This window comes from Streptomyces sp. NPDC127092 (assembly GCF_042722475.1).
Lineage (GTDB): Bacteria > Actinomycetota > Actinomycetes > Streptomycetales > Streptomycetaceae > Streptomyces.
Genome location: NZ_JBHXFE010000007.1, coordinates 128564 through 144616 on the forward strand (window position 1 = coordinate 128564; position 16053 = coordinate 144616).

At 73.0% G+C, this 16053-nt stretch carries 16 protein-coding genes; 3 read left to right on the forward strand and 13 right to left on the reverse strand.

Going from position 1 to position 16053, the window contains the following annotated elements; translation table 11 throughout:
* Positions 1-34: 34 nt before the first annotated feature.
* The 13 genes from ACFWJO_RS08625 to ACFWJO_RS08685 form a co-directional block, all read right to left on the reverse strand.
* The gene (locus tag ACFWJO_RS08625) at positions 35-442 is read right to left on the reverse strand and encodes a YccF domain-containing protein (RefSeq protein ID WP_386864019.1); all 408 of its coding nucleotides are present in this window, start codon (positions 440-442) and stop codon (positions 35-37) included.
* The gene (gene htpX / locus ACFWJO_RS08630) at positions 439-1302 is read right to left on the reverse strand and encodes a zinc metalloprotease HtpX (RefSeq protein WP_386864020.1); all 864 of its coding nucleotides are present in this window, start codon (positions 1300-1302) and stop codon (positions 439-441) included. The genes ACFWJO_RS08625 and htpX overlap by 4 nt, the downstream gene beginning before the upstream one ends.
* A gap of 196 nt (positions 1303-1498) precedes the next feature.
* On the reverse strand, positions 1499-1969 hold the full coding sequence (gene mscL, locus ACFWJO_RS08635) for a large conductance mechanosensitive channel protein MscL (RefSeq protein ID WP_386864021.1): 471 nt from the start codon (positions 1967-1969) through the stop codon (positions 1499-1501).
* Between the two features lie 58 nt (positions 1970-2027).
* On the reverse strand, positions 2028-3545 hold the full coding sequence (locus tag ACFWJO_RS08640) for an NADH-quinone oxidoreductase subunit N (protein WP_386864022.1): 1518 nt from the start codon (positions 3543-3545) through the stop codon (positions 2028-2030).
* A complete protein-coding gene (locus ACFWJO_RS08645; protein ID WP_386864076.1) occupies positions 3542-5095 on the reverse strand; it encodes a NuoM family protein in 1554 nt (517 codons plus the stop codon). Before ACFWJO_RS08645 ends, ACFWJO_RS08640 begins: the two co-directional genes overlap by 4 nt.
* Before the next feature lie 27 nt (positions 5096-5122).
* The gene (locus ACFWJO_RS08650) at positions 5123-7147 is read right to left on the reverse strand and encodes an NADH-quinone oxidoreductase subunit L (RefSeq protein ID WP_386864023.1); all 2025 of its coding nucleotides are present in this window, start codon (positions 7145-7147) and stop codon (positions 5123-5125) included.
* On the reverse strand, positions 7144-7503 hold the full coding sequence (nuoK, locus tag ACFWJO_RS08655; RefSeq protein ID WP_386864024.1) for an NADH-quinone oxidoreductase subunit NuoK: 360 nt from the start codon (positions 7501-7503) through the stop codon (positions 7144-7146). The genes ACFWJO_RS08650 and nuoK overlap by 4 nt, the downstream gene beginning before the upstream one ends.
* Positions 7503-8054, reverse strand: a complete 552-nt coding sequence (locus tag ACFWJO_RS08660; RefSeq protein ID WP_384412032.1) for an NADH-quinone oxidoreductase subunit J — start codon at positions 8052-8054, stop codon at positions 7503-7505. The genes nuoK and ACFWJO_RS08660 overlap by 1 nt, the downstream gene beginning before the upstream one ends.
* Positions 8051-8722 (reverse strand): NuoI/complex I 23 kDa subunit family protein, encoded by a 672-nt coding sequence (locus tag ACFWJO_RS08665; protein WP_386864025.1) that lies wholly within the window; start codon positions 8720-8722, stop codon positions 8051-8053. The genes ACFWJO_RS08660 and ACFWJO_RS08665 overlap by 4 nt, the downstream gene beginning before the upstream one ends.
* Positions 8722-9690, reverse strand: coding sequence for an NADH-quinone oxidoreductase subunit H (locus tag ACFWJO_RS08670; protein WP_386864026.1), 969 nt, complete (start codon positions 9688-9690; stop codon positions 8722-8724). The genes ACFWJO_RS08665 and ACFWJO_RS08670 overlap by 1 nt, the downstream gene beginning before the upstream one ends.
* Positions 9687-11162: an NADH-quinone oxidoreductase subunit C gene (locus ACFWJO_RS08675; protein ID WP_386864027.1), complete on the reverse strand. Its 1476-nt coding sequence runs from the start codon at positions 11160-11162 to the stop codon at positions 9687-9689. The genes ACFWJO_RS08670 and ACFWJO_RS08675 overlap by 4 nt, the downstream gene beginning before the upstream one ends.
* The gene (locus tag ACFWJO_RS08680) at positions 11159-11746 is read right to left on the reverse strand and encodes an NADH-quinone oxidoreductase subunit B (protein ID WP_386864028.1); all 588 of its coding nucleotides are present in this window, start codon (positions 11744-11746) and stop codon (positions 11159-11161) included. Before ACFWJO_RS08680 ends, ACFWJO_RS08675 begins: the two co-directional genes overlap by 4 nt.
* Complete coding sequence (locus tag ACFWJO_RS08685; protein WP_386864029.1) at positions 11737-12153, reverse strand: NADH-quinone oxidoreductase subunit A; 417 nt, start codon at positions 12151-12153, stop codon at positions 11737-11739. The genes ACFWJO_RS08680 and ACFWJO_RS08685 overlap by 10 nt, the downstream gene beginning before the upstream one ends.
* Before the next feature lie 213 nt (positions 12154-12366).
* On the opposite strand from ACFWJO_RS08685, the gene ACFWJO_RS08690 reads away from it, so the two are divergent.
* The 3 genes from ACFWJO_RS08690 to ACFWJO_RS08700 all read left to right on the forward strand — a co-directional run bounded on the left by ACFWJO_RS08690 (position 12367) and on the right by ACFWJO_RS08700 (position 15815).
* On the forward strand, positions 12367-13536 hold the full coding sequence (locus tag ACFWJO_RS08690; RefSeq protein WP_386864030.1) for a sensor histidine kinase: 1170 nt from the start codon (positions 12367-12369) through the stop codon (positions 13534-13536).
* Positions 13537-13650: 114 nt separating this feature from the next.
* On the forward strand, positions 13651-14937 hold the full coding sequence (locus ACFWJO_RS08695; protein ID WP_386864031.1) for a sensor histidine kinase: 1287 nt from the start codon (positions 13651-13653) through the stop codon (positions 14935-14937).
* A gap of 218 nt (positions 14938-15155) precedes the next feature.
* Positions 15156-15815, forward strand: coding sequence for a LuxR C-terminal-related transcriptional regulator (locus ACFWJO_RS08700; protein ID WP_384412142.1), 660 nt, complete (start codon positions 15156-15158; stop codon positions 15813-15815).
* The last annotated feature ends 238 nt before the right edge of the window (positions 15816-16053 follow it).

Consider the following 16053-nt stretch of genomic DNA (forward strand, 5'->3'; position numbering starts at 1 on the left):
TGTGACCCGTACGGGGCCTGGCCCGGACCGGCCCCTAGCGGCCCTGGTAGCCCCACGCCCCGTACGCCTGGTCCGTGGGAACGATCTCCTTGCCCAGCGGCAGCAGCGATACGGGGATGAGCTTGAAGTTGGCGATGCCCAGCGGGATGCCGATGATCGTGAGGCAGAGGGCGATGCCGGTGGTGATGTGGCCGAGCGCCAGCCACCAGCCGGCCAGGATCAGCCACAGCACGTTGCCTACGCAGGACGGGGCACCGGCGTCACGGCGGTCGACGACCGTGTGGCCGAAGGGCCACAGGGCGTAGAGGCCGATGCGGAACGCGGCGAGTCCGAAGGGGATGCCGATGATCGTGATGCAGAGCAGGACGCCGGCCAGTACGTAGCCGAGGAACATCCAGAATCCGCACAGGATCAGCCATATGACGTTCAGGATCGTCTTCACGGGCGGTGACCTGCCATCTGTTCGAGCCGGGCGATGCGCTCCGCCATCGGCGGATGGGTGGAGAACATCTTGGACAGCCCCTGTCCCGGACGGAAGGGGTTCGCGATCATCATGTGGCTTGCGGTCTCGATCCTGGGCTCGGGGGGCAGCGGGAGCTGCTTGGTGCCCGCCTCCAGCTTGCGCAGGGCGCCGGCCAGGGCCAGCGGGTCGCCGGTGAGCTGGGCGCCGGAGGCGTCCGCCTCGTACTCGCGGGAGCGGGAGATGGCCAGCTGGATGACCGAGGCGGCGATCGGGCCCAGGATCATGATCAGCAGCATCCCGAGGAGCCCGGGGCCCTCGTCGTCGTCGGAGCGGCCGATCGGGATCAGCCAGGCGAAGTTCACCAGGAAGAGGATCACGGAGGCGAGGGCTCCGGCGACCGACGAGATGAGGATGTCCCGGTTGTAGACGTGGCTCAGCTCGTGGCCGATCACTCCGCGCAGCTCGCGCTCGTCGAGGATCGCGAGGATGCCCTCGGTGCAGCACACGGCCGCGTTGCGCGGGTTGCGGCCGGTCGCGAAGGCGTTGGGCGCCTGGGTGGGCGAGATGTAGAGCCTGGGCATGGGCTGCCGGGCCTGCGTGGAGAGCTCACGGACCATCCGGTAGAGGGCCGGGGCCTCGAACTCGCTCACCGGGCGGGCACGCATGGCGCGCAGCGCCAGCTTGTCGCTGTTCCAGTACGCGTACGCGTTGGTGCCGAGCGCCACGACGAGCGCGACGATCAGGCCCGTACGCCCGAAGAAGCTGCCGATGACGATGATGAGGGCGGAGAGCCCTCCGAGGAGTACGGCGGTCCTCAGCCCGTTGTGCCGGCGGTGCACGGTACGCCCTCCAAGTGGTGCGGCAGGGGAACCCTTCTGTCCAGTGGACCCTCCCTTCCTGGTCAACGCCACGCGGGAGGTACGGGTTCCCCGGCCGCACCGGGGCCGCGCCGGGCCACGCCGTACGCCGTACGGGTGAGACGGCGGCCGGGCGTACGGGGAGACGGCGGCCGGGCTCTGGTCCGCCCGGGAGGACCTAGCGGGCGGCGGGGACGCTGATCGAGTCCAGGCCGGCCTTCAGGAGGGCCTCGGCGACCGGCTCGACCTCGCTGGTGCAGTGGGCGCAGCGGGAGGCGATGGCCGGGATCTCGGCGAAGCAGCGGGGGCAGTCGCGCTTCTCCGCCTTCGGGTCCTTCGCCTCCTCCTTGGCGAACCGTTCCTGGATCTTCGTCATGGGGACGACGATCAGGAAGTAGAGCACGGCCGCGGTGATGACGAAGGCTATGGCGGCGGCGATCGCCAGGCCGTAGGGGAACTCGGTCCTGCCGACGGTGAACTTCGCCTCGCTGAAGTCGCCGACCGAGCCGGTGGCCAGACCGATGAGCGGGGTGATGAACGCCTTGCTGAAGCCGGTCACGACGGCCGTGAACGCCGAGCCGACGGCCAGACCGATGGCCATCGACACGACGTTGCCGCGAAGTATGAAGTCCTTGAAACCGTTCAGCACGGGGTCCTGCTCCTTGGAGTGTTCTGCCTGTGGGGGATGCGGGGGTCTGCTCGTGGCCTCAGAAGAGGCTGGTCGCCGCGAAGCGGAGCGCGAACTGCGGGTAGCCCGACAGCACGACGCCCGCGAGGGCGGTCAGCGCGACGGCCAGCGTGACCGGGGCGGGCGCCCGGTGCCGTACGGTCTCGCCCTCCGGCCCGCGGAACAGCAGAGCCGTCCACCGCAGGTAGTAGTAGAGGCCGATCACGACGTTGATGCCCATGATCACGGCGAGCCAGCCGAGGCCCGCGTCGACGGCCGCCGAGAAGACGGTCACCTTGGCGAAGAGGCCGATGATACCCGGGGGCAGTCCGGCCAGGTTCAGGAGGAAGAAGCCGAGCGCGAGGGCGGCGGCGGGACTCGCCGCGTACAGGCCCCGGTAGTCCGCGATCCGGTTCTCAGGGTGCGTACGGGCGACGACGGCGACGACCGCGAAGGCGCCGAGGTTCACGACGGCGTACATGAGGGCGTACGCGACGGTCGCGCCGATCTGGTCGTCGCCGGAGTACGCGGCGGCGGCGACCGGCACCAGGAGGTAGCCGGCCTGGGCGACGGACGACCAGGCGAGCAGCCGTACCGCGCTCCACGCGCGCGTGGAGACCTGGCGCAGGGCGGCGACGTTGCCGACGGTCATGGTGAGCGCGGCGAGCACGGCGAGCGCCGGGCCCCACACGTCCGCGTACGACGGGAAGGCGACGACGGTCACCAGGATGAGGCCGGTGAAGCCGACGGCCTTGCCGACCACCGAGAGGTAGGCGGCGACGGGCAGGGGGGCGCCGACGTAGGTGTCCGGCACCCAGAAGTGGAACGGCACGGCGGCCGTCTTGAAGGCGAAGCCGACCAGGGTGAGGATGACACCGGTCTGGGCGAGCGTCTGCAGCTGTCCCGGCACGTCGCCGAGGCGCTGGGCGACCTCGGTGAGGTGGAGGGTGCCCGTCGCCGCGTAGACGAAGCTGACGCCGAGCAGGGTCACGGCGGTGGCGGTGACGGAGGACAGGAAGAACTTGAGCGCGGACTCGCTGGACATCCGGTCGCCGCGGCGCAGGCCGACGAGGGCGAACGCGGGCAGCGAGGCCACTTCGAGGGCGACGACGAGGGTCGCCAGGTCGCGGGAGGCGGGCAGCAGCGCGGCGCCGGCCGCGGAGGACAGCAGCAGGAACCAGTACTCGCCGGCCGGGAGCCTGTCGCGGGTGTCGGCGATCGAGAGCAGCGCGGTGACGAGCGCGCCGCCGAGCACCAGGAACTGGATCACCAGGGTGAACTGGTCGGCGGTGTAGCTGCAGGCGCGCAGCTGGGTGTCGGCGGTCAGGCAGAAGGTCGAGCGGTCACCCGCGCGCAGCGGCGCGAGCAGGGCGAGCGCGGCGACGAGCCCGGCGACGGAGGTCCAGCCGAGGAGCTGCTTGCGGGCCTCCGGGACGAACAGGTCGGCGACGAGGACGACGAGCGCGACCAGGGCGGTGAGGGTGGGCGGCGCGATCGCCAGCCAGTCGACGGACTGGACGAGGCTCGGCGCCGCGGCCGTGACGGTCACTGGGCTCACTTGGTGCCTCCCGCGAGGAGCTGCTGGACGGCCGGGTCGGTGAGGCCGAGGAGGACCGCGGGCCAGAGTCCGGCGAGGACGGTGAGGGCGACGAGCGGGGTCCAGGCGGCGAGCTCGTAGCCCTGGACGTCGGTGAGGGCGGTCTCGCCGGCCGGGCGGGGGCCGCCCATGCAGACGCGCCGGACGACGACGAGGAGGTAGGCGGCGGTGAGGAGGGTGCCGAACGCGCCGATCGCCGTGAAGGTGAGGAAGGCGGGCCGGCTGAGGCCCGCGGCCGGGTCGAAGGCGCCGAACAGGGCGAGCATCTCGCCCCAGAACCCGGCGAGCCCGGGCAGGCCGAGCGAGGCGACGGCGGCGAAGGAGAGCAGGGCGCCGAGGCGCGGGGCGCGGCCGTAGAGGGCGGCGCCGGTCGCGCCGGCGAGGGTGTCGAGGTCGGCGGTGCCGTAGCGGTCCTTGAGGGCCCCGACCAGGAAGAAGAGGAGGCCGGTGATGAGGCCGTGGGCGATGTTGGCGAACAGGGCGCCGTTGACGCCGGTGGGCGTCATGGTGGCGATGCCGAGCAGCACGAAGCCCATGTGGCCGACGGAGGAGTAGGCGATGAGCCGCTTGAGGTCGCCCTTGTTGCCGGGCTTCGCGAGGGCGAGGCAGGCCAGGGATCCGTAGATGATGCCGGCGACGGCGAAGGCGGCGAGGTACGGGGCGAAGGTCCGCATGCCGTCGGGGGCGATCGGCAGCACGATGCGGACGAACCCGTACGTGCCCATCTTGAGGAGCACGCCGGCGAGGAGCACGGAGCCGACGGTCGGCGCGGCGGTGTGGGCGTCGGGCAGCCAGCTGTGCAGCGGCCACATCGGGGTCTTCACCGCGAGCCCGAGACCGATCGCCAGAACGGCGATGACCTGCACCGACGCGGTCAGTCCGCGGCCGTTGTCAGTGGCGAGTGCCACCATGTCGAACGTGCCCGCCTTCACGCCGATGAGGAGCAGGCCGAGCAGCATGACGACGGAGCCGAGCAGCGTGTAGAGGATGAACTTCCAGGCGGCGGCCTGCCTGCCCTCGCCGCCCCAGCGGGCGATGAGGAAGTACATCGGGATGAGGACCATCTCGAAGGCCAGGAAGAACAGGACGAGGTCGAGGACGGCGAAGGTCGCCAGGGTGCCGGACTCGAGGACGAGGAGCAGGGCGACGAAGGCCTTGGGCGCGGGGCCTGTGGGGGGCTTGAAGTAGCTGTAGAGCGCGCAGAGGAAGGTCAGCAGCGCGGTCAGGAGCAGGAGGGGGAGGCTGATGCCGTCGACACCGAGGTGGATGCGCACGTCGAGTGCCCTGATCCAGCTGATGTCGGTCGTGGCCTGCATCGTCGAGGGGTGGTCGTGGTCGAAGCCGAGCGTGAGGACGATCGCGGCCAGCAGGATCACGCCGGTGACGGTGACGCCGTGGCGGAGCACGGCCTGGTCCGGTGACGTGCCCTTCAGTCCGGGCGGGGCCGGCAGGAGGGCGGCCGCGGCGCCGAGGAGCGGGCCGACGACGATCAATGCGAGAAGGAACTGCATCACGGATTCGCTGATATCGATCACGGCTCACGCTCCGGCGGCGACGTTGGCGAGGACGACGGCGACGATCGCCAGGACGACGGAGCCGGCGAGCAGCGCGCTGAGGTAGGTCTGCACGTTGCCGGTCTGGGCGCGGCGGACGAGCCAGCCGAGGCCCTTGGCGCCGTCGCCCGCGCCGCGTACGTAGGTGTCGACGACCTCGCGGTCCAGGAAGCGGACCAGGGAGGCGGCGGCGAGCACGGGGCGGACGAAGGCGGCGCGGTAGACGGCGTCGAGGCGGAAGCCGTCGGCGGCGGGCCGGTGCAGCGGACCGAGCAGGGCGCGGCCGGGGTCGGCCGGGTCGGTCGCGGGGTGCGGCAGGTCCAGGGCCTCGGCCTCGACCTGGCCCGCGTCGGCGTCGGGGTGGGCGACCGTGGGCGCCGCGGCGGGGCCGGCGGCGGGGACGGGCGTGGCGCCGACGGGGGCGGCCGGGGGCGGTGCGGTGCGCGCGAGGAGCGTGCGGCGTACGGCGTAGGTGACGGCGGCGCCGACGACGGCGAGTCCGGTGCCGAGGACGGCGGTGGTGACGGTCGGGGTCAGCGCGTTCCCGTCGAACCAGTCGTCGAGGTAGGCGGCCGTGAGGCCGAAACCGAGGGAGGGGACGGCGAGCACCCACAGGACGGTGGTCATGGCGATCGGCTGGCGCCCGTGCGCGGGGGCTTCGGCACCGCGGCCGCGGAAGGCGAGCAGCCACAGGCGCGTCGCGTACGCGGCGGTGAGCAGCGCGGTCAGGAGCCCGGAGACGAGGACGATCCAGCCGGCGCCGGCCGGGGCGACCGTGTGGTCGCCGGTGGCGGTGTGCTCGGCGGCGACGAGGACGGCCTCCTTGGAGAAGAAGCCGGCGAAGGGCGGGATCGCGGCCAGCGCGAGCAGGCCGACGGTCATCGTCCAGTAGGCGTCCGGGATGCGCCTGGTGAGTCCGCTCATGCGGGACATCGCCGTCAGCGAGTTGGTGCCGGCGGCGTGGATGACGGCGCCGGCGGCGAGGAAGAGCAGCGCCTTGAAGGCGCCGTGCGACAGGAGGTGGAAGACGGCGGCCCCGCGGTCGCCGACGGCGAGGGCGCCCGACATGTAGCCGAGCTGGCCGATCGTCGAGTAGGCGAGGACCCGCTTGATGTCGTCCTGGGCGAGCGCGGCGAGCGCCGAGCCGACCATGGTGAGGGCGGCCATGACGGCGAGCACGGTCAGCGCGGCGGCGGAGGCGGCGAAGACGGGGAGGAGCCGGGCCACGAAGTAGATGCCGGCGGCGACCATGGTGGCCGCGTGGATCAGCGCGGAGACGGGCGTGGGGCCGGCCATCGCGTCGGGAAGCCAGGTGTGCAGCGGGAACTGCGCGGACTTTCCGGCGACGCCCGCGAGGAGCAGCAGCGCCACGAGGGTGGGGTGGTCGAGTGCGCCGCTCGCGACGGCACCGAGCACGCCGGTGATCCGGAAGGTGCCCGCGTCGGCGGCCAGCGCGAACAGGCCGATCAGGAAGGGCACGTCACCGAGCTTGGTGACGAGGAAGGCCTTGAGGGAGGCCGAGCGGGCCTCCGGCGTCTCCCAGTAGTGCCCGACGAGGAAGTACGAGCAGATGCCCATGATCTCCCAGCCGACCAGGAGGACCATCAGGTCGCCGGAGTAGACGACCAGCAGCATCGCGGCGGTGAAGAGGGAGACCAGCGCCGCGTACGAGGGGTAGCGCGGGTCGTCGCGGAGATAGCCGGTCGAGTAGATCTGCACGCAGGTGGCGACGACGCCGACCAGGACGGCGACGACGGCGGCGAAGCCGTCGATGTGCAGGGCGAGGTCGATCGGGACCGAGCCGGTGGGGGTGAGCTGGGTGGCCGCGTCGACGGCCTTGCCCCCGCCCTGGCGGGCGGCGACGAGCACGGCGAGCACGGCGGCGGCGAGCGTCGGCAGCACGGCGAGCGGGCGGACGAAGCCGGGCGCGGTGCGTCCCAGGAACAGGCCGGCGGCGGAGCCGAGGAGGGGAAGGAGGGGGACGAGGACGGCGAGGGTCGTGGTGGTCACGCGGTGGCCTCGGCCTTCTCGTCGGCGGACGGCGTCTCGTCGGCGGAGACCGCTTCCCTGGTGTCGCGGAGGTGGTCGACGTCCGAGGTGCCGCGGTTGCGGTAGACCATCAGGACGATCGCGAGACCGATGCCGATCTCCGCGGCGGCGATGGCGATGGTGAAGAGGGTGAGCGCCTGGCCCGCGTGCAGGGTGTCGCGGAGCCAGACGTCGAAGGCGACCAGGTTGAGGTTGACGGCGTTGAGCATGAGCTCGACGGACATCAGGACCAGGATCGCGTTGCGGCGGGCGAGGACTCCGTACAGGCCGACGGAGAAGAGCAGCGCGGCGAGGACGGCCGGGTAGGCGAGGTGCATCAGCCCTCCTCTCCGTTCTTCTTCCGGGACAGGACGATGGCGCCGACGAGGGCGGCGAGCAGCAGCACGGACAGCGCTTCGAAGGGCAGCACCCAGTGCCGGAAGAGGATCTCGCCGGACACCTGGGTGGAGCCCTGGGCGGGCCCGTCGAGGTCGATCCACGTCGTGCGGAACGCGTCCAGGACCACCCAGACGAGGGCCGCGGCGGCGGCGAGCGCCACGGCGACGGCGACGGGCCGGTTGCCGGAGTCGGCGTCCGGGGAGCGGCCGATGGGCGCCTTGGTGAGCATGAGTCCGAAGAGGAGGAGGACGACGACGGAGCCGACGTAGATCAGCACCTGTACCCAGGCGATGAACTCGGCGGTGAGGAGCAGGTACTCGACGGCGAGGCCGCCGAGCGTCACAACCAGCCACAGGGCGGCGTGGACGAGCTGCCGGGTGGTGACGGTGACGAGGGCCGCGCCGAGGGTGACGAGGCCGACGAGGAGGAAGGCGATCTCGACGCCGGTGGGCGAGAGGAAGCCGTGGCTGGTCTGCGCTGCCAGGATCACTGCGGCCCCTCCTGCTGCGGGTCCTGCGGGCCTGCCTGGGTGTCGGGCTGCGGGCCGGCCTGGGCGTCGGCTTCCGCCTCGGCGTCGCCCCGGGCTTCGGCCTGGGCTGCGGCCTGAGCTTCCGCCTGGGCTGCGGCTTCCGCCTCGGCGGCGGCCTGGGCCTTCTCCGCCGCCTTGCGCGCGGCGGCGATCTCCTTCGGCTCCTCCGCGCGCGGGTCGAGCGCGGGCGGCTCCGGCACCGTCCACATCCACTCGCGGAGCTTGTCGCGCTCGTGCGTCAGCTCGTGGATGTCGGTCTCCGCGTACTCGAACTCGGGCGACCAGAACAGCGCGTCGAACGGGCACACCTCGATGCAGATCCCGCAGTACATGCAGAGCGAGAAGTCGATGGCGAAGCGGTCGAGCACGTTACGGCTGCGCTCGCGCCCGCCGGGCACGGCGGCCGGGACCGTCTCCTTGTGGGAGTCGATGTAGATGCACCAGTCGGGGCACTCACGGGCGCACAGCATGCACACCGTGCAGTTCTCCTCGAACAGCCCGATGACGCCGCGGGTGCGGGGCGGCAGCTCGGGCTGCACGTCCGGGTACTGCGCGGTGACGGACTTGCGCGTCATCGTGCGCAGGGTGACGGCGAGCCCCTTGGCGAGGCCGGAACCGGGGATGGGCATTACTGGATCGCCACCTTCACGATGCCGGTGAGCGCGATCTGCGCGAGGGCGAGCGGGACGAGCGTCGTCCAGGCCAGCTTCTGCAGCTGGTCCTCGCGCAGGCGGGGGTAGGACACCCGGAGCCAGATCACGACGAAGGCCAGGACGGCGGTCTTGAGCAAGGTCCAGACCCAGCCGAGGCCGTCGGCGCCGCCGGGGCCGTGCCAGCCGCCGAGGAAGAGGACGGTGGTGAGACCGCAGAGGACGACGATGCCGGCGTACTCGGCCAGCAGGAACAGTGCGAAGCGGAGGCCGGTGTACTCGGTGTACGCGCCGAAGATGATCTCCGAGTCGGCGACGGGCATGTCGAACGGCGGCCGCTGGAGCTCGGCGAGACCGGCCGTGAAGAAGACCAGCGCGCCGACGATCTGCCAGGGCACCCACCACCACTCGAAGGCGTTCAGGATGCCGGGCAGGGAGACGGTGCCGGCCGCCATCGCGACGGACGCGGCGGCGAGGAGCATCGGCAGCTCGTACGCGAGGAGCTGGGCGGCGGTGCGGAGCGCGCCGAGGAGGCTGAACTTGTTGGCGGAGGCCCAGCCGGCCATCAGGCTGCCGAGCACGCCGACGCCCATGACCGCGAGCACGAAGAAGATGCCCGCGTCGACGGCCCGCCCGACGGCGCCCGCGCTGGGGCCGATGGGGATGGCGATCAGGACGAGGAGGTACGGGAGGAGGGCGACGGCCGGCGCGAGCTGGAACACCCGCCGGTCGGCGTCCTTCGGGACGACGTCCTCCTTCTGCGCGAACTTCACCCCGTCCGCGACCAGCTGCGCCCACCCGTGGAAACCACCGGCGTACATGGGCCCGAGCCGGCCCTGCATGTGGGCCATGACCTTGTGCTCGGTCTGCCCGACGACAAGCGGGAGCACGAGGAACACACCGAAGACGACGAGCAGCCGGAGGGCGACGTCGAGTACGTCGTTCACGCGGATTCGCCTCCGTCGGGGTTGGGGGTGGGGTCGGGGTCGGGGTCGGGGTGGGGGTGGGTGGCCGGTCCGCCCTGGGCGGGGGCGGCACCGGCGGCCGGGGCCTCGCCCGGGGCTTCGCCTTCGCGAGCCGGGGCCTCGGCCTCGGCCTCGGAGGCCCGGGTGGGCGCGCCCTCGCCCTCGGCGGCCGGGGCCGGCGCGGGCTCGCTCTCGGCGGGAGGCTCCTCGTCGAAGGCCGGGCGGGCGTGGTGCCACGGGGCGTCGGAGCTGCGGGTACGGGGCGGCGGCGCGGGGCGCTCGGCAGTCGCGTCGGCGCCCGCCGCGCGCTGGCTGGCGGAGCCGCCGCTGGCGCTCCGGCTGCGGCGCGGGCCTGCCGGAGCCGGCTGGGCGCCCTCCTCGGCGGGCGCCGCCGGAGGCTCGGGCGTCGCGGAGGCCTGGGCCTCCGTGCGCTGGCTCGCCGAGCCGCCGCTTGCCGTGCGGCTGCGGCGCGGGCCCGCCGGGGTGGGCTCTGTGCCGCCCTCGGCGGGCGTGGCGGCGGGCTCGGTCTCGGCGCGCTGGCTCGCCGAGCCCGCGGTCGCGCTGCGGGTGCGGCGCGGGGCCGTCGGGGTCGGCTCGGTGCCGGCCTCGACGGATGCGGCGGTGGGCTCGGTCTCGGCGCGCTGGCTTGCCGAGCCCGCGGTCGCGCTGCGGGTGCGGCGCGGGGCCGTCGGGATCGGCTCCGGGGCCGTCTCGGCGGGGTCGGGCTGCTGGCTGGCCGAGCCCTCGCCTGCCGTTCGGGCGCGGCGGGGCGGGGCGCCTTCGGCGGTCGGGCGGGGGCGGCGGGCCGGGCGGTCGCCGGCCGCGGCCGCGCCGCGGGCCGGGCGGGCCGGGGCGGGCGGGAGCTGGCCCTTGAGGGGGCCCCAGTCGTTGGGGTCCGGGACGCCCGGGGGAAGCATCTGGCGGCGCTTCGGGGCGTTCGGGTCGTGCGACTCGCCCGGCTCCTTGGCGCCGGGCCACGCCTTGGCGACGCGTGCGGCGAGGACGAAGTCCTTGCGCAGCGGGTGGCCCTCGAAGTTCTCCGGGAGGAGGAGGTGGACCAGGTGCGGGTGGTCCGTGAAGGTCACGCCGAACATCTCGTACGTCTCGCGCTCGTGCCACGCCGCGCCCGCGTACACCTCCACCGCCGAGGGGAGGGAGGGGGCGGCGTGGGGGACGGTCGTGCGGACGAGGAGGCGGCGGACGTTGCCCCGGTCCACCGAGGCGACGTGCGCGGACACGCGGAAGCCGGTGCCGGGCTCGTCGACCGCGCTCAGCCAGTCGAAGTACGTCAGGCCCAGCTTGTCCCGCGCGATCTCCAGCGCCGCGATCCACGACGCCGTCGGGACGTCGACCGTCAGCAGGTCGTACGCGCGCTCCGCCGTCGCCTCCTCGCCGAAGACCTCGGTCACGGAGTCGGGCAGGGCGTCGTACGCGTTGGTGTCGTACTCGTTCACCGCGCCTCGCCTCCCGCCGGCTTCGCCGGCTTCGGCGGCTCGACCAGGCCGCTGGTCAGCTGGGCGACCGAGGCCGCGCCCGCGCCGTACCGCTCGCCGAGGCTCTCCTTGGCGATCTTCTCCTGGAGCTTGAGGATGCCCTGGAGCAGGGCTTCCGGGCGCGGCGGGCAGCCCGGCACGTAGACGTCGACCGGGATGATCTGGTCCACGCCCTTCGTCACCGAGTACGAGTCCCAGTACGGGCCGCCGCAGTTCGAGCAGGCGCCGAAGGAGATGACGTACTTCGGTTCCGGCATCTGCTCGTACAGGCGCCTGACCGCCGGCGCCATCTTGTCCGTCACCGTGCCGGAGACGATCATCAGGTCGGCCTGGCGCGGGCCGGGCGCGAAGGGGATCACGCCGAGCCGGATGAAGTCGTGCCGGGCCATCGACGCGGCGATGAACTCGATCGCGCAGCAGGCGAGGCCGAAGTTGAAGACCCACAGGCTGTAGCGGCGGCCCCAGTTCAGGACCACCTTCATCGGCTCGGGTGCCAGCCGGGCAAGCGGGCCGAGCGTGGGGGCGGGCAGGGGTGTCACATCCATGCCAGGACGCCCTTCTTGTACGCGTAGAGCAGTCCCACGGCCAGGAAGCCGAGGAACACGAACATCTCGACCAGCGTCGTCGCCCCGTATCCGGGCGCGGCGAAGACCGTCGCCCAGGGGAAGAGGAAGATCGAGTCGACGGCGAAGATCACGTAGAGGAAGGCGTACACGTAGTAGCGGACCTGCGTGTGCGCCCAGCCCTCTCCGACCGGGTCGACACCGCACTCGTACGTGAGGAGCTTCTCGGGCGTCGGGACCACGGGCCGCAGCAGCCGGCCGGCGCCGAAGGCGACGGCGACGAAGAGCACGCCGAGGACGGCGAGCAGTCCGACGACGGAATACGTCTCGAAGTAGTCCGCCGCGTACGTCTCGATGCGGCTCGCGTGATCAGCCACGTGATCAGCCATGTGATCAGTCACGTGACCGGTCGCGTGACCCGCCGCGGCTACGGTCGGTTCGCGCACGTCCGCCCCTCGGTCTCGGTGTCTCATTCCTGTGTACGGACGCGAGTCTAGGCCCTGCTAAAGGCGGCGTAAGCAGTCGCGGGTGGGGTTATCCCCCCTGCGCTCCGGCCACCTCCCCCATGGCGTGTCGGGGCCCGCGACCGGCAGCCTTGATCCATGAGCAGCCACACCGACACCCCGCCGCCGCCCGCACGCCTCGCCTACGGCCGGCACACCTGGAAGGAGGTCGCGCACCTCCTCGCGAACCTGCCGTGCGCGCTCGCCGGTTTCGTGTACGCGGTGGTGACGATCGCCCTCGGGGTGGGCCTGTCGGTGACCGTCGTCGGTCTGCCGCTGCTCGCCCTCGGGCTGGCCGGGGCGCGCGGGATGGGCCGCTCGGAGCGGGCCCGGGCGCGGGCGCTGCTCGGGGTGCACGTGGACGCGCCGAGCCGGCTGCCGCACCGGGACGGCTTCCTGCCCTGGCTGTGGGCGCAGCTGAAGGACCCGGTGGCGTGGCGCAGCCAGCTGTACGGCTTCGTCCGGCTGCCGTGGGGCGTCCTCACCTTCACCCTGACGCTGGTGTCGCTGATCGTGCTGTGGCCGGTGCTGCCGTTCGTGGCGCGCGGTCTCGCCAACGCCGACCGGGCCATGGTGCGCGGGCTGCTCTCGCCCTCGGACGAGCTGGAGCGGCGGATCGCCGAGCTGGAGTCGGACCGGGGCGTGGTCGTGGACACCGCCGCCGCCGACCTGCGCCGCATCGAGCGCGACCTGCACGACGGCGCCCAGGCCCGGCTGGTGGCCCTGGCCATGGGTCTCGGGCTCGCGAAGGAGAAGCTGCTCGACGACCCGGAGGCCGCGGCGGCGATGGTCGACGAGGCGCACGGCGAGGTCAAGCTCGCCCTCCAGGAGCTGCGCGACCTGGCGCGCGGCATCCACCCGGCGGTCCTCACCGACCGGGGCCTGGACGCCGCCCTGTCGGCGGTCGCCGCGCGCTGCACGGTGCCGGTGAAGGTCTCGGTCGACCTGGCGGAGCGGCCGGCGGAGGCGATCGAGGGCATCGCGTACTTCACGGTCTCGGAGCTGCTGCAGAACGTCTCCAAGCACTCGCGGGGGCGGTCGGCCTCGGTGGAGGTGTGGCGGGCGAAGGAGCGGCTGATGCTCCAGGTCCGCGACGACGGCGTGGGCGGGGCCGACCCGGCGACCGGCAGCGGCCTCGCGGGCCTGGCCGAACGCCTCGGCGCCGTCGACGGCGTCCTCGCCGTCGACTCCCCCACCGGCGGCCCGACGACCGTCACCGCCGAACTGCCCTGGCGGGACCGCGACGGGTCCCGTGGCGCCGGGCGGTAGGGAAAACCCCCGGCCGCAGACGCCGACCCGCCTCATGGTGCCGGGCCCTTCCCTCCCGGAAGGGTGGAAGGCGACAGACCGAACGACCACCCCCGCCTGAGAAACGGATCTCCGATGGCCTCCCACCGCCTGCCCGCCGGCCTCCGCGCGCCCTTCGAGGGACGCACCTGGCGCGAGCTGGGCTACGTCCTGACCGGCTTCCCGCTGAGCGTCGTCGCCTTCTGCCTCGCCGTCACCCTGGTCTCGGCCGGTGCCGGGCTGCTCGTCACGTTCCTCGGGATCCCGGTGCTCGCCGGGGCGCTCGCCGTGTGCCGGGGCTTCGGCGCGGTGGAGCGGGCGAGGGCGCGCGGGATGCTGGGCCTGGAGGTACGGGCGCCGGAGCCGGCCCGGGGCCGTACGGGCGGGGCGCTGTCGTGGATGGGCGCGACGCTGAAGAGCGGGGCGTCGTGGCGGCACCTGCTCTACGCGCTGCTGCACTTCCCGTGGGCGGTGTTCTCCTTCTCCGTGGCGGTGGCGCTGTGGGCGTGGGGCTGGGGCCTGTTCACGTATCCGCTGTGGCAGTGGGTGTTCCCGATGTACGCGGGCCAGGACGGCCTGCAGGTCTACGGCGACGAGACGCACAGCGTCTACCTCGACTCGCCCTTCGAGATCGGCGTGACCTGCGGCGTGGGTCTGCTCTTCGTGCTCCTCGGGCCGTGGGTGCTGCGCGGTCTGGTGGCGGTCGACCGGCTGATGGTGTCGGGGCTGCTGGGCCCGTCCCGGCTGGCGAGCCGGGTGACGGAGCTGGAGTCGGACCGGGGCGTGGTCGTGGACACCGCCGCCGCCGACCTGCGCCGCATCGAGCGGGACCTGCACGACGGGGCGCAGGCCCGGCTGGTGGCCCTGGCGATGGACCTGGGTCTGGCGAAGGAGAAGCTGGCGGGGGATCCGCTGGCCGCGGCGGCGATGGTCGACGAGGCGCACGGCGAGGTCAAGCTCGCCCTCCAGGAGCTGCGCGACCTGGCGCGCGGCATCCACCCGGCGGTCCTCACCGACCGGGGCCTGGACGCCGCCCTGTCGGCGCTCGCGGCCCGCGGCACGGTGCCGGTGTCGGTGGACGTGGACCTGCCGGGCCGGCCGGCCGCGGCGATCGAGGGCATCGCGTACTTCACGGTCTCGGAGCTGCTGCAGAACGTCTCCAAGCACTCCCGGGCCCGCCGGGCCTGGGTGGACGTGTGGCGGACGGACGACCGGCTGATGCTCCAGGTCCGCGACGACGGCGTGGGCGGCGCCGACCCGGCGACCGGCAGCGGCCTCGCGGGCCTGGCCGAACGCCTCGGCGCCGTCGACGGCGTCCTCGCCGTCGACTCCCCCACCGGCGGCCCGACCACCGTCACCGCCGAACTGCCCTGGCGCGCCTGAGGCCGCCCGGCCCGGGGTCAGCCGGACGGGCCCCCAGCCCGCCGGACGGGCCCCTCAGCCCGCCGCACGCGGCCGGAACCCCCGCACCCCGGCCGGAAACCCCCGCACCCCGGCCGGAAACCGTGGGTTGAACCTCCGCGGCGCCCGTCGCGTCCCTTCTGCTGCGATGCTGGGGCACCCAGCCAGGCGGCAGAAAGGCAGAAACCGTGACGGACAGCGTGCGCGTGGTCATCGCCGAGGATTCGGTGCTGCTGCGCGAGGGCCTGACCCGGCTCCTCACCGATCTGGGCCACGAGGTGGTCGCCAAGGTGGGCGACGGTGAGGCGCTCGTGCAGACCGTGGCCGGTCTCGCGGGCGAGGGAGCGCTGCCGGACGTGGTCGTGGCCGACGTGCGGATGCCTCCGACGCACACCGACGAGGGCGTGCGGGCGGCGGTGCGGCTGAGGAAGGAGCACCCGGGGATCGGGGTGCTCGTCCTGTCGCAGTACGTGGAGGAGCAGTACGCCACGGAGCTGCTCGCCGGCTCCAGCACGGGCGTCGGCTACCTCCTGAAGGACCGGGTGGCCGAGGTCCGCGAGTTCGTGGACGCGGTGGTGCGGGTGGCCAGGGGCGGCACGGCGCTCGACCCGGAGGTGGTGGCGCAGCTGCTGGGCCGGAGCCGCAAGCAGGACGTCCTCGCGGCGCTGACGCCGCGCGAGCGGGAGGTCCTGGGTCTGATGGCGGAAGGGCGGACGAATTCGGCCATCGCGAAGCAGCTGGTGGTGAGCGACGGCGCGGTGGAGAAGCACATCAGCAACATCTTCCTGAAGCTGGGGCTCTCGCCGAGTGACGGGGATCACCGCCGGGTACTCGCCGTACTGACCTATCTGAACTCATGAACAGCTGACACCCTGTCAGGTGACCCGGGTCCACCCCTCGGACCAGGAAGGATCGGCCCGGCTTCAGCCCGGCTTCAGCGCGGCTCAGGGGCGGCCCGGTACGACGGGTCGTTACTGCTGGTGAGCACAACGTGACCTTCGGGTGGACCCGACGGTTCACGGAGAGCGACAATTGACCGTATAAGGGCGCTAATGGGCGTCTCGAAACGAGGTCCACGATGCGAGAAGTCCCGGGAAG

Coding starts and splice junctions, on each gene's coding strand:
- ACFWJO_RS08685 (WP_386864029.1), bottom strand. CDS start 12,153: ATGGCTGATCACGTGGCTGATCACGCGAGCCGCATCGAGACGTACGCG.
- ACFWJO_RS08690 (WP_386864030.1), top strand. CDS start 12,367: ATGAGCAGCCACACCGACACCCCGCCGCCGCCCGCACGCCTCGCCTAC.
- ACFWJO_RS08680 (WP_386864028.1), bottom strand. CDS start 11,746: ATGGATGTGACACCCCTGCCCGCCCCCACGCTCGGCCCGCTTGCCCGG.
- ACFWJO_RS08665 (WP_386864025.1), bottom strand. CDS start 8,722: ATGCCCATCCCCGGTTCCGGCCTCGCCAAGGGGCTCGCCGTCACCCTG.
- ACFWJO_RS08695 (WP_386864031.1), top strand. CDS start 13,651: ATGGCCTCCCACCGCCTGCCCGCCGGCCTCCGCGCGCCCTTCGAGGGA.
- ACFWJO_RS08645 (WP_386864076.1), bottom strand. CDS start 5,095: ATGCAGTTCCTTCTCGCATTGATCGTCGTCGGCCCGCTCCTCGGCGCC.
- nuoK (WP_386864024.1), bottom strand. CDS start 7,503: ATGCACCTCGCCTACCCGGCCGTCCTCGCCGCGCTGCTCTTCTCCGTC.